This window comes from Jiangella gansuensis DSM 44835 (assembly GCF_000515395.1).
In the GTDB taxonomy this organism is placed as follows: Bacteria; Actinomycetota; Actinomycetes; order Jiangellales; family Jiangellaceae; genus Jiangella; species Jiangella gansuensis.
The window spans coordinates 1,443,699-1,456,096 of record NZ_KI911782.1; the positions used below are offsets into that span (position 1 = coordinate 1,443,699).

At 69.9% G+C, this 12,398-nt stretch carries 9 protein-coding genes and 2 tRNA genes; 6 read left to right on the forward strand and 5 right to left on the reverse strand.

Annotated elements, in window-relative coordinates; translation table 11 throughout:
• Positions 1-4 precede the first annotated feature (4 nt).
• Positions 5-1,054 carry a YlbL family protein gene (locus JIAGA_RS0107070; RefSeq protein WP_026875124.1) on the forward strand — a complete coding sequence of 350 codons (1,050 nt, stop codon included), beginning with the start codon at positions 5-7 and terminating at the stop codon, positions 1,052-1,054.
• A gap of 67 nt (positions 1,055-1,121) precedes the next feature.
• Here the strand turns inward: JIAGA_RS0107070 and JIAGA_RS0107075 are convergent, their stop codons facing one another.
• Positions 1,122-1,646 (reverse strand): PPA1309 family protein, encoded by a 525-nt coding sequence (locus JIAGA_RS0107075; protein ID WP_026875125.1) that lies wholly within the window; start codon positions 1,644-1,646, stop codon positions 1,122-1,124.
• A gap of 179 nt (positions 1,647-1,825) precedes the next feature.
• Here JIAGA_RS0107075 and JIAGA_RS28115 point away from each other — a divergent pair, with 179 nt between their 5' ends.
• Entirely contained in the window at positions 1,826-4,783 is a 2,958-nt protein-coding gene (locus tag JIAGA_RS28115) for a UPF0182 family membrane protein (protein ID WP_051425812.1), read from the forward strand.
• Positions 4,784-4,844: 61 nt separating this feature from the next.
• Here the strand turns inward: JIAGA_RS28115 and JIAGA_RS0107085 are convergent, their stop codons facing one another.
• Positions 4,845-5,339, reverse strand: coding sequence for a GNAT family N-acetyltransferase (locus JIAGA_RS0107085; RefSeq protein WP_026875126.1), 495 nt, complete (start codon positions 5,337-5,339; stop codon positions 4,845-4,847).
• A gap of 65 nt (positions 5,340-5,404) precedes the next feature.
• Here JIAGA_RS0107085 and JIAGA_RS0107090 point away from each other — a divergent pair.
• From JIAGA_RS0107090 to JIAGA_RS0107105, 4 genes are all read left to right on the forward strand, one after another.
• Positions 5,405-5,481, forward strand: a tRNA-Met gene (locus JIAGA_RS0107090).
• 256 nt (positions 5,482-5,737) lie between these two features.
• Positions 5,738-6,664 carry an alpha/beta hydrolase gene (locus JIAGA_RS28120; protein WP_051425813.1) on the forward strand — a complete coding sequence of 309 codons (927 nt, stop codon included), beginning with the start codon at positions 5,738-5,740 and terminating at the stop codon, positions 6,662-6,664.
• Between the two features lie 97 nt (positions 6,665-6,761).
• Positions 6,762-7,973 (forward strand): M14 family zinc carboxypeptidase, encoded by a 1,212-nt coding sequence (locus JIAGA_RS0107100; RefSeq protein WP_169738829.1) that lies wholly within the window; start codon positions 6,762-6,764, stop codon positions 7,971-7,973.
• 168 nt (positions 7,974-8,141) lie between these two features.
• A tRNA-Met gene (locus tag JIAGA_RS0107105) sits at positions 8,142-8,215 on the forward strand.
• A 226-nt stretch (positions 8,216-8,441) separates the two neighbouring features.
• Here JIAGA_RS0107105 and JIAGA_RS0107110 read toward each other — a convergent pair.
• The 3 genes from JIAGA_RS0107110 to JIAGA_RS0107120 all read right to left on the reverse strand — a co-directional run bounded on the left by JIAGA_RS0107110 (position 8,442) and on the right by JIAGA_RS0107120 (position 12,374).
• The gene (locus JIAGA_RS0107110; RefSeq protein ID WP_211239550.1) at positions 8,442-9,872 is read right to left on the reverse strand and encodes a plasmid pRiA4b ORF-3 family protein; all 1,431 of its coding nucleotides are present in this window, start codon (positions 9,870-9,872) and stop codon (positions 8,442-8,444) included.
• A gap of 53 nt (positions 9,873-9,925) precedes the next feature.
• A complete protein-coding gene (gene gdhA / locus JIAGA_RS0107115) occupies positions 9,926-11,275 on the reverse strand; it encodes an NADP-specific glutamate dehydrogenase (protein WP_026875129.1) in 1,350 nt (449 codons plus the stop codon).
• A 139-nt stretch (positions 11,276-11,414) separates the two neighbouring features.
• The gene (locus JIAGA_RS0107120; RefSeq protein WP_026875130.1) at positions 11,415-12,374 is read right to left on the reverse strand and encodes an AraC family transcriptional regulator; all 960 of its coding nucleotides are present in this window, start codon (positions 12,372-12,374) and stop codon (positions 11,415-11,417) included.
• Positions 12,375-12,398 lie beyond the last annotated feature (24 nt).

Genomic DNA, 12,398 nt, shown 5'->3' on the forward strand with positions numbered 1-12,398 from the left:
ACCGATGACCCGCCGATCCGCGACGCTGGCCGTCGCCGGTGCCCTGATCGTCGCGCTCGTCGCGGTGGCGTCCATGCTCAACCTGCCCTACGTCGTCTATTCGCCCGGCCCGGTCGAGGACACGCTGGGGGAGTGGAACGGCGAGCCGGTCGTGCAGATCGAGGGTGCCGAGACGTACTCCACCGACGGTGAACTGGACCTGACGACGGTCGGCGTCACCTCGGCCGACGCCGAACTCGACCTGCTGACGGCGCTGCGGGCCTGGGCCGACCCGGACCGCGCCGTCATCCCGCGCGAGGTCGTCTACCCCGAGGGCACGACGGCCGAGCAGTCGCGGCAGCTCAACGCCGCCATGCTGGCCGACTCGCAGCAGAACGCCAAGGTCGCGGCGCTACGACAGCTGGACTACGAGGTCACCGAGCGGGTCCTCGTCGACGCCGTCGTCGAGGGCGCTCCCGCCGACGGCGTGCTGGAGCCCGGCGACGTCGTCGTCTCCGTCGACGGCGTGGACGTGTCGACGCCGCAAGACGTCGTCGACGCCGTCACCGAGCACGAGCCGGGCGAGACGGTCGAGTTCGTCATCGAGCGTGACGGCGCGACGCTGGTCCAGCGCATCGAGACCACCGAGGCGGAGGAGGACGGACGGGCTCTGGTCGGCTTCCAGCCGGTGGCCGGATTCGACCTCCCGATCGAGATCGACATCACCATCGACGAACGTATCGGCGGGCCGAGCGCGGGCATGATCTTCGCCGTCGCCATCTACGACACGCTGACGCCGGAGGCGCTACTCGCCGGCCAGCACATCGCCGGCACCGGTGAGATCAGCCCGGACGGCGAGGTCGGCCCGATCGGCGGCATCCAGCAGAAGATCGCCGCGGCCAACCACGACGGCGCCGAGCTGTTCCTCGCTCCGGCGGCCAACTGCGACGAGGCGGTGGGCGGCAACAACGGCGACATGCTGGTGGTGCCGGTCGAGACCCTCGACGATGCCATCGCGACCATCGAGTCGTTCACGGACGGCGACACCGGCGACCTGGCGGCCTGCCCGACGTAGCCCATGATCATCAAGACTTGTCACGGCACTGACCGGAACAGATCTTGATGATCACCAGCGTAGGACGTCAGCGAAACGTCTCGGCCAGTGCGTTGCCCAGCTCGGGCGAGAGTTCCGCGCCGCGGATGAGCTCGTTGTCCGCCTCGTGGCCACGCACGCGCATGACGGACTCGCGGCGGCCGTCACGCATGACGCCGACGACGACCCGTACGTCCGAGCGGGCCGGGTGCTGCTGTGCCCACGTGGTGGCCGCGGCGTCGTCCTCGGGCATCTCGTCCTCGGCGCCGGGCGGCAGCACGATGCGCTCCATCACCAGCGCGCACCCGGCGACCGTCTCCGGCCACGTGATGGTGGCGAGGAGGTCCTCGATGGGCCGGTTGGGAACGTCCTGCTCGATCGGCGTGAGGGTGTCGGGGCCCGGTTCGCCGGTGATGCCGATGCGCTCGGCCAGCGCCGGCTCCCGCGCGAGCAGCTCGCCGGTGAGCGCGAGCGCGTACAGCCGGGCCGGTTGGTCCCATCCGCCGTCTCGCACGTGTCGCTCGATCTCCGCCAGCGCCTGTTGGAGTGCCGAGTGCTGCTCGTCCGCGCTCATGCCCGCATCGTCGCACGCCCGGCCGCCGCGCGGAAAACCCGCCATCCGGTCACCGTCCGGCGTCGGCCCTGGGCACGCGCCGGGTGACGGCCACGGCAAGGTCACGATTCGACCGCGGGTCCACCGCGGGTCGGAACCCGGCGGGGCAGTGAGATAGTTTTTCAGGGGTGAGCCAGGACATGCCCCGACCCGCCAGCCCGTTCCGCGGGCCCAGTAATCCACGACGTTCCCGGGCACTGCTGCCGACGTTGGTGGTCCTGGGCGTGCTCGTCGTCGCATACATCCTGGTCGTGACCTTCTGGACCGACCGGCTCTGGTATCAGTCGCTGAACTTCGTCGACGTGTTCACCACCCAGCTCCTCACCCGGGGCGGGATGTTCGTCGTCTTCGGGCTGCTGATGGCGGCGTCCGTCGTCGTCAACGGCATCGTCGCCTACCGGCTGCGGCCGCGGTACCGGCCGATGAGCGTGGAACAGCAGAGTCTCGACCGCTACCGCGACGCCATCGACCCGGTCCGGACCTGGGTCCTCGGCGCCGTCGCCGTGCTGCTGGCCATCATGGCCGGCGCCAGTGCCGCCGGTCAGTGGCAGACGTTCCTGGCGTGGCGCAACGGCGGCGAGTTCGGCCAGGACGACGCCCAGTTCGGCATCGACATCGGGTTCTTCGCGTTCGACTACCCGTGGTGGCGTTACGTCGTCAGCTACGGCTTCGCCGTGGTGGTGCTCGGCCTGGTGGTCGCCGCTGTCACCCACTACGTCTACGGCGGTATCCGGCTGCAGACGGCCGGCCAGAAGGTCAGTCCGGCCACGCAGGCCCACCTGTCGGTGCTGATCGGCCTGTTCGTGCTGCTCAAAGCGGTCGCATACTGGCTGGACCGATACGCCCTGGTCATCGAGGGCGCCCCGGAGGACCGTTTCACCGGGGCGGGCTACACCGACATCAACGCGGTCATGCCGGCCAAGACCATCCTGGTGTTCGTCGCGGCCATCTGCGCAGTGCTGTTCTTTGTCAACGTCTGGCAGCGCAACTGGATGCTGCCGGGCATCGGGCTGGGCCTGCTGGTGCTGTCGGCCGTGCTGCTCGGCGGGCTCTGGCCGTTCCTGGTCCAGCAGTTCCAGGTGCGGCCGAGCGAGGCCAGCCGCGAGGCGCCGTACATCGAGCGCAACATCGAGGCGACCCGGGACGCCTATGGCATCGACGACGTCCAGACCGAGGAGTACGCCGCCACGACCCAGGTCTCCGCGGGTCAGCTCGCCGAGGACTCCGCCACCATCCCTGGAATCCGGCTGATGGACCCGAGCGTCATCCCGCCGGCATTCCAGCAGTTGCAGCAGGTGCGTGGCTTCTACTCCTTCAGCGACCCGCTCGACGTCGACCGATACCTGGTCGAGGACCCTGAGACCGGCCAGCCCACCGAGCGCGACATGGTGGTGGCGGTGCGCGAGGTCGATTCCGACGGCATCCCGGCCGAGCAGCGCAACTGGATCAACGAGCACACCGTCTACACGCACGGCTTCGGTGTGGTGGCCGCGTTCGGCAACACCCGGGAGACCGACGGCGCGCCGGCGTTCGCCGAGGAGGACATCCCCACGCAGGGTGTGCTCGGTGAGTACGAGCCGCGCATCTACTTCGGTGAGAACTCGCCCAGCTACTCCATCGTCGGTGCGCCCGAAGGAACCGACCCGGTGGAGTACGACATCCCGGAGGACCCGGAGACCGGTGAGGAGCGCCGGAACACGTACGACGGCAGCGGCGGCGTGCCTCTCGGCTCGTTCTTCAACCGGCTCCTCTACGCCACCCGGTTCCAGGAGGCCAACTTCCTGCTGTCCGACCGCCTCAACGAGGAATCGCGGCTGCTGTACGACCGCGACCCCCGGGATCGGGTCGAGAAGGTCGCGCCCTGGCTGACGGTCGACGCCAACCCGTTCCCCGCTGTGGTCGACGGCCGCGTGGTCTGGATCCTCGACGGCTACACGACACTCAACTCGTTCCCGTACGGCGAGCGGGTGTCGCTCAGCGACGCCACCAGCGACTCGCGTACGGTCCGGCCGGCCCTGGCAGCGCAACCGGACGACTACATCAACTACGTGCGCAACTCCGTGAAGGCCACGGTCGACGCCTACGACGGCACCGTCACGCTGTACGCCTGGGACGACGAGGACCCGGTTCTGGAGGCGTGGATGGGCGCGTTCCCGGACACCGTTCAGCCGCGCTCGGAGATCCCCGAGCCGCTGATGGACCACCTGCGTTACCCCGAGGACCTCTTCAAGCTGCAGCGCAACCTGCTGCAGGAGTACCACGTCACCGAGCCGTCGACGTTCTACGGCGGTCAGGACCGCTGGCAGGTTCCGGCCGACCCGTCGGTCGACGTCGACGTCGATCAGCCGCCGTACTACCAGACCATCCAGATGCCTGGCAGCGAGGACGCCATGTTCTCGTTGACGACGACGTACACACCGCGAGGCAGACAGAACCTGGTGGCGTTCATGGCGGTCAACGCCGACGCGCGCAGCGACGAGTACGGGCAGCTGCAGATTCTGCGGCTACCCGGCAACACCCAGATCGACGGTCCCAGCCAGGTGGCCAACGACTTCGAGAGCAACGCCACCGTCGCGCAGGAGTTGACGCTGCTGCGCTCCGGCGATGCGGTGACACAGCTGGGCAACCTGCTGACGCTGCCGGTCGGTGGTGGCCTGCTGTACGTCCAGCCGGTCTACGTGGTCCGCGCCTCCGGCGAAGCCGCCTACCCGCTGCTGCGCCGCGTGTTGGTGCAGTTCGGCGACAACATCGGCTTCGACGACACTCTCCAGGGCTCGCTCGACCAGATCTTCCAGGGTGAGTCCGGCGCGGACACCGACGAGGAGGGCGGCATCGTCGACGTACCGCCTCCGGGTGGTGAGGAGGAGACCCCGCCGGCGGAGGAGGAGCCAACACCTACCGACGAGCCGACGACGCCGCCGGCAGACCAGAGTGACCTCGACGCGGCCATCGCCGAGATCGGGCAGGCCTGGCAGGAAGCCCGCCAGGCGCAGGCCGAGGGTCGGTACGCCGACCAGGCCGCCGCGCTCGAGCGGATGGAGGCGGCGATCGCGCGCGCCGAGCAACTGTCGGGCGAGGCGGCTACCGAGACGCCGTAACCACCCGCCAGAACGGCCCAGAGGCCGCCAGCCACATCCGGCTGGCGGCCTCTTGTCGCTGTTAGAGAGCGAGCCGGTAGGCGATGAGCCGGATGCCGGGCACGGGCTCGTGATCCCGCTCGGGCAGCCGGACGAAGCCGAGCCGCTCGTAGAGCCGGTGCGCGGTGCGCATCTGCGGCAGCGACGAGAGCACGAGCGCGGCGTCGCCGTGCTGTCGCCCGAGCTCGATGCATTCCCGCACCAGGGCGAGGCCGACACCGCGGCCACGGGCGGACGGGGCCACCGCGAGCATCCGGAACTCCGCCTCACCTGGCCGCGAGATCTCGGTGTAGGGGCTGCCGGGCCGGCAGAACGTGGCGGTGCCGATGACCGTGCCGTCGGGGTCGGCGGCCACGAGCAGTGTCGCCTTCTCGGCTCTGCTCGCGGCATCGGCCAGTTCGGCGGCGTAGTCGTCGTCGTCCTCCAGGAACCCGTCGGCGTCGTAGGCCTCGACCGTGAGGTGCCCGACCGCGGCGAGGTCGGCCGGCTCAGCGGTGCGCACGTTGAAGTCCGTCATGCCCGTCATTGTGGCGCGGCTCGATTTGGCCCGGACGGCCGCGCCAGGTAACCTAGTTCTCGCGACGCGGGGTGGAGCAGCTCGGTAGCTCGCTGGGCTCATAACCCAGAGGTCGCAGGTTCAAATCCTGCCCCCGCTACCAACGGAAAGCCCCCTGGCTCGCCAGGGGGCTTTCGCATGTCCTGGACACGTTCAGGTCCGGACGAGATGGAGCGGCTGCGAGTCGGCGACGACCACGGACCGATCCCCGTTGTCGATGCCGTGCGCAAGATTGTGAAAGACCTTCGGTGTCTCGGCTGCCTAGCCTGTGCGCGCGATCCGGAACGCGACCCGCCATGGGGCGGCGGATACGAGCCGGCGGCGCCGTCGTGGCCGGCTGTCTGAAGGGAGTAGCGCACGTGGATCACGAGTCCGCCACGGCATCGGTGGGAGAGCCGGTGACGTTCCAGAGTGAGGGCGTTCGCATCGCGGGCCGGTTCTTCCCCGCGGCGTTCGGCACCGGCCGGTCGCCGGCGGTCGCCGTCCTCGGCCCGATGACCTACCAGAAGGAGCAAGCGCCCGCGTTGTACGCGGCTCGGCTGGCCCAGTTGGGCTTCTCGACGCTGACGTTCGACACCCGATTCCGTGGCGAGAGCGGTGGCGAGCCGCGCTGCTACGAGAGCCCGACGGCGAAGATCCAGGACCTGCGCGCGGCCCTGCGGTACCTCGCCGAGCGTCCGGACGTCGACGCGGACAGGCTGGCCGTCCTGGGCATCTGCATGGGCGCGTCACACGCGCTGCCGGTGGCGGCCGAGGACCCGCTGGTCCGCGCAGTGGCCACCGTCGCCGGGCACTATCGTGACCACGCCTCCGACGTCACCTGGCTCGGCAGCGACCAGGCCGTCGCCGAGCGCCTGGCCCGAGGTCAGGAGGCACAGGCGACGTACGTGGCGACCGGCGAGGCCGACGAGGTGCCCGCCGTCGACGCCGACCGTACCGACGTCGGAATGCCGGGCCGACTGGTGTGGAGCTGGTACCAGCTATGGGCCGACCGCGGGTTGTGGGAGAACCGGTATGCCGTCATGAGCGACGCCGCTCTGCTCGCGTACGAATCACTCAGCGCCGCCGCGCGGATGACCACGCCGCAACTCATGATCCACAGCGACCAGTGCGCCGTGCCCGATGCCGCGCGCCGGCACTTCGCCGTCGTGCCGACACCGGACAAGAAGCTTCTCTGGGAGGGCGACACCCGGCACCTGCAGTACTACGACGACGCGGCTGTCATCGACCGCACCGTCTGGAGCATCGTCGACTGGTTCGCCCGATACCTGAGGCCCGCTGGGTGACGTCTCAGCGAGCCAGAGATAGATCGAAATGTCCGTACCCTTTTGCGTCGTCGCGGCGATCACCAGAGCGAGAAGTCCATCGACCGAAGGAGTTCGCATGCGACGACGCACGTTCCTCGCTGGGGTGGCTGGTCTCGGAGCGGGAGCCCTGGTGGCTCCGCCCGCACTCGCCTCCACCGCGTACGCCCGGCCGCAGTCACGGCCGAACGGGCCGTGGATCCAGCCGGAACAGACCGTCCAGAAGGCGGCCCTGACCGCCAACGTCGATCTGGGCCCGAAACTGGAGAGCATCGCGGCCCGGTCGAAGGGCCGCATGGCCGTGGAGATCGCGGGGCGCTCCGCGACCGGCTGGCCCATCCACCTGGTCCGCTTCGGCGAGCCGACGGCAGGGAAGCTGCCGGTGCTCATCCAGACCCAGATCCACGGCGGCGAGCCGCTGGGCACGGAGGTGGTGTTGCGGCTGATGCAGACGCTCGCCACCAGCTCTCACCCCGCGGTCCGGGAGATCCTCGACCGGCTCACAGTCTGGTTCATCCCGCGGCTCAACATGGACGGCGCGGACTTCCGCGACGACACCGGGTTCCTGGTCCAGCGCCGGCAGAACACCCAGGCCTGGACACCGCAGGAGTGGGGGCTGGCCCCGGACACCGAGGCGCCCTGGTACCTGCCGCGCTCGCTGCTACAGCCGGGCCGGGTCTCCGGCTACGACATCAACCGCGACTTCCACCCGGACCTGACCTTCCGGCTCGGCCCGGGCGACGAGGCGCTGCTGCCCGGTGCGTCGGCGCTGCCCGGGTTCTTCGTGACACCGGAGGCGCGGACGTCCGCGGCGGTCTTCCAGCGGTTGCGGCCCGACGTCTTCATCGACCACCACCACCGCGGCAGCAACGTGCAGTCGGAGACGGACAACCAGCTCACGACGCTGCAGGTGATCGGCCTGGTCACGGAGGGGACCCCGGAGTTCCCGCTGGACCCGGCGGTGCGCGACCTCAGCTTCCGGCTCAACGTACTGGTGTGGGACGCGCTGCGGACGCGGGGCGAGTCGCCGTACGGCGGCATCACCCGCTATCCGGACGTCGAGCTGCCGGGTACCGCGCTGGGCTCGTACGCGCTCAACGGCGCTGGGATCATGCTGTACGAGACGCGCTCGGCGGCGCAGAAGTCGATGGGCATGCTCATCCAGCAGTCGCTGATCGGCATGGGTGTGACGCTCGAGGCGCTCGCCAGCGGCGAGATCGACGCCGTCGACGGCAGCCGCTACCTCGACATCCCGCCGGCGGGGCCGTCCATCGGCAACCCCCGGTTCTGACAGCCTGACCCTGGGCCGGTTCGGGTTGGTGCCCGAACCGGCCCACGGCGGTTCGACCCAGCCGGACGAGATGCGCTATCGTTGGCGCGGCGCGAACCACGGCCGGGTCGATGAAATCGGTTCTGACCAGGGGTTTCGCGATGGCTCTGCACTAGTCGGAGTCGGCGACGCGGGGTGGAGCAGCTCGGTAGCTCGCTGGGCTCATAACCCAGAGGCCGCAGGTTCAAATCCTGCCCCCGCTACGAATCGGGCCCGGGAATCAGGATTTCCCGGGCCCGAAGAGCTTTCAGGGACCTGATCTCTCCTTCCAGGAACCCCGTTCCGTTGCGGATGTGGGCATAGCCCCGTGGGCCCGTCGACGATGATCCCGGGTGGACGGCAGTGCCAACGGTTGGCGTCCTCGTCACCCCTGCCGTCGACGACAACCCGGCCCGGGGCGTGAGCCGCCGCAGGGGGCTATGAGCCCTCTCAGCGGGCGGTACGGAGCGCGGCGCGTGCCAGGGTGGCGGCAGCCGGGCTCAGGCGGCCGCGATCGTCCGGCGTTGCGCGCCGGTCCCCGACGTTGACGAGGATGTCGAACACGCCGAGGCGGCTCAGCTCACGGCCGTCCAGCGCACGCCCGTCGCGGTGACGCCACCCTAGTTCCGACAGCGCGGCGGTCACTGGCCCGCGCGGGATGGTGGCGTCCGGTGAGGTGCCCGCATAGGCGAGCAGGAGCAGCGTGGCGGCGGTCTCGAAGTCGCCGGCCTTGGCGGGGATCAGCCGCTCGGCCAGGTGCCGCCACAGGATCGACGGATCACGCTGGGCCGCGGCTCCCGCTCGGGTCAACAGCAACGCGCCCTTGTACTTGCGTAGTAGGCCCATGGACTGCAGAGATTCGCGGAACTGCAGCAGTGGCACCGTGTTGATCTCTCGGTTGTTCTTCCCGATCCAGTCGCGCATCGTGGGCACCACGGCGGACGCGGCTTCGACGTCGGGAGGCTTCAGATACCCGGCTGAGGTCAGCTCGATACCGCCGTCCACGGCGCGGTCGAGGAACCAGCGGTGCGCCGCGAGCGACGCGACCAGTTCGTCGTGGTCCGGCTCGGTCGGCTGCGAGCCCAGCATCACCATTCGCTCGGCCAGGTCGTCACCGACAGGCGTGTGCCGAAGCCGGCCGACCAGGTCGACAAGCCGCTGGTCGATGCCGGACTCGAGGATCACGAGGTGCGGGCCCCGCAGGGCCCGGTTGAGCTGGTCGAGGTCGAAGTGGGCCGGGTCATCGACGACCATCGCGACGCTGGCCAAGTCGGTGCCGCCGCCGGAATCCTCCGGGGGCGCTGCCCGGCGGCCGTCGATCGCGCTCGCCGCGGGAGCGCCCGGCTCCGCCGGCAGCACCTTCTCGAGCTGGATGGTCACGTCCCAGTTGTCCCCGTAGTCGTAGAGGTAGTGCAGGACGTCGCCGGGTTCCTGCAGCGTCTCGTCGAGGCGTACGTCGCCGGCGGGGATGCCGCCGTCGTCCTCGTCCTCGCCGTTCTCGACGTCGTAGGAGCAGAGGAACAGTTGGCTGGTCCGGTCGAACGGGTGCCCGCCGAGGGAGAACCGGTGCAGGTGGGAGTCGGTCCAGTCGAAGGCGACCTGCAGCACCTGATGCACGACATCCAGCGAAAGGTCCGAGCGGAGATCCAGCCGGCGCCAGATCGGTGGCTCAGCGTGATCGAGGTCGACCCGGATCCGGTAGGTCGCGACGTCGTCGCGCGGTGGACGGCGTAGTTCCGGACGCGTCCTGTGATGAGCGATCCTGCCGTCGACCAGGGACAGGTCGCCGGTGAGCTGGCGCAGGTCGGAGAGCTCCATCCCGGAGATGGCGGCCTCGAACTTGCGGTGGAGTTCGGCCTGAGCGTCGTCGTTTCCTGGCACGGCACACACCGTATTCGATTCCGGCCGCGGTGGGCGTGCCGTGCGCCAGCGGTTCAGATGACGCCGAGGGCGAGCATGGCGTCGGCCACCCGGATGAAGCCCGCGATATTGGCGCCGGCGACGTAGTTGCCGGGGCTGCCGTACTCGTCGGCGGTCTCGGCACACCGGTCGTGGATGGCGCGCATGATCTCCGCGAGCCGTTCCTCGGTGTGCTCGAAGCTCCACGTGTCGCGGGATGCATTCTGCTGCATCTCCAGAGCGCTCGTGGCGACGCCGCCGGCGTTGGCGGCCTTCCCCGGCGCGAACCCGACGCCTGCCTCGGTGAAGTGCCTGATCGCGGCGGGTGTGGCCGGCATGTTGGCGCCTTCGCCCACGACGCGGCAGCCGTTCCTGATCAGGGTGAGCGCGCCTGCGTCATCGAGCTCGTTCTGGGTCGCGGATGGCAGCGCGATGTCGCAGGGGACGTCCCAGATCGTTCCGCCGGACACGTAGTCGGCCACGGCGCCGCGTGCGTCGGCGTAGTCGCGGACCCGGCCGCGGCGCACCTCCTTGACCTCCTTGAGCAACGCGATGTCGATGCCCTTCTCGTCGACGACGTAGCCATCGGAGTCCGAGCACGCGACGACGATGCCGCCGAGCTCGTGGACCTTCTCGATCGCGTAGGTCGCGACGTTGCCGGAACCGGAGACGACCACGCGCCGGCCATCGAAGGACTCGCCACGCGCCTTGAGCATCTCGTTGACGAAGAACACGGTGCCGTAGCCGGTCGCTTCCTTGCGGACCTGCGACCCGCCCCACGTCAGGCCCTTGCCGGTGAGGACGCCCGACTCGTAGCGGTTGGTCAGCCGCTTGTACTGGCCGAACAGGTAGCCGATCTCGCGGCCGCCGACGCCGATGTCGCCGGCGGGCACATCGACGTACTCGCCGATGTGTTGGCACAGCTCGGTCATCAGCGCCTGGCAGAAGCGCATGACCTCGGCGTCGGAACGGCCCTTGGGGTCGAAGTCGGAGCCGCCCTTCCCGCCGCCGATCGGCATGCCGGTGAGGGCGTTCTTGAACGTCTGCTCGAAGCCGAGGAACTTGACGATGCCGAGGTTGACGCTCGGGTGGAACCGCAGGCCGCCCTTGAACGGCCCGAGCGCGGAATTGAACTGAACCCGGAACGCGCGGTTGAGCTGGACCTGGCCGGCGTCGTCGACCCACGGCACCCGGAAGATGATCTGCCGCTCAGGCTCGCACAGCCGACGGATCACCGCCGCGTCGGCGTACTCGGGATGCTTCACGACGACCGGTCCGAGGTCGGCGAGGACCTCCCGCACCGCCTGATGGAACTCCTGCTCACCGGGGTTGCGGCGCAGCACTTCGCCGTAGATGTCGTGGAGCTTCTCATCGAGTTCGGGCACGCCGTCACCCTCCAGTGCGAATGAGGTCATCGAGCCGGGCGGCTCCAGGCCGCAAGCCATGACGACGTCGGCGACACTGGCGACATCGGTGAGTCGAGGCTATCTGGCCCCGCCGCGATCAGCGTATTCCGGTCGTTCGTCACAGTCCGAAGGCGGCCGCGGTCGTCGCCGGCCGGTCGCGATGCTGCCGAGGTGTGATGCCGCGGACGCGCTTGAACGCGACGCTGAGGGCGAAGGCGTTGGCGTAGCCGACCCGCCGGGCGATGGCGTCGATGGTCGCGTCGGTGCCGCGCAGCAGGTCGGCGGCGAGGGTGATGCGCCAGCCGGTGATGTAGGCCATGGGCGGCTCGCCGACCAGGGTGGTGAACCGGCGGGCGAATGCGGCCCGGGACGCTCCGGCGGCGGCCGCGAGCCCGGCGACCGTCCAGGGGTGGGCCGGGTCGGCGTGGATCCGCTGGAGCGCCGGTCCGATCAGTGGGTCGCCGTGCGCTCGATACCAGCCGGGCGTGGCGGCGTCCGGCCGGGCGAACCACGAGCGCAGCGTCGAGATCAGCGAGAGATCGAGTAGCCGGTCCAGAACCGCCCGCTGCCCCGGCTCGTCCGCGGCCACCTCTCGCTCCAGCAGGTCCAGGACGGGTGCCGGGGCAGCGGCACACGGCACGTGCACGAGCGGCGGCAGCGCACTGAGCAGCCGGGCGCCGACGTCACCGTCGACCTGGTAGGTGCCGCTGGCGATGATGGCGGAACCGTCCGGTCCGTGCCCGCTGGTGTTCGGGCCCAGGCGCAGCTCCGCGGTGACGTCACGGCCGTCGGTCGTAGTCAGGCGGTTGCCTGCGTGCACGACGATGTCCGGCGCGGTGCGGGGGTCGTCGCCGACGGTGTAGGGCTGTGGTCCCTTGACGATGGCGACGTCGCCGGTGCGCAGGAGCAGCGGTTCGGCGTCGTCGGGCACGATCCACGCGTGTCCCCGCAGTGCCGCGGCCAGGGCGAGCGGCGCACCGTCGGCGATCCGCAGTGCCCACGGCGGCTCCAGGACGACCCGGCAGAAGGCGGCGCTACGCGCGCGGACGCCGTCGAGCAGGTCGGCGAGCGCATCCACGCCAGGTTAGTGTAGACGCCCTGA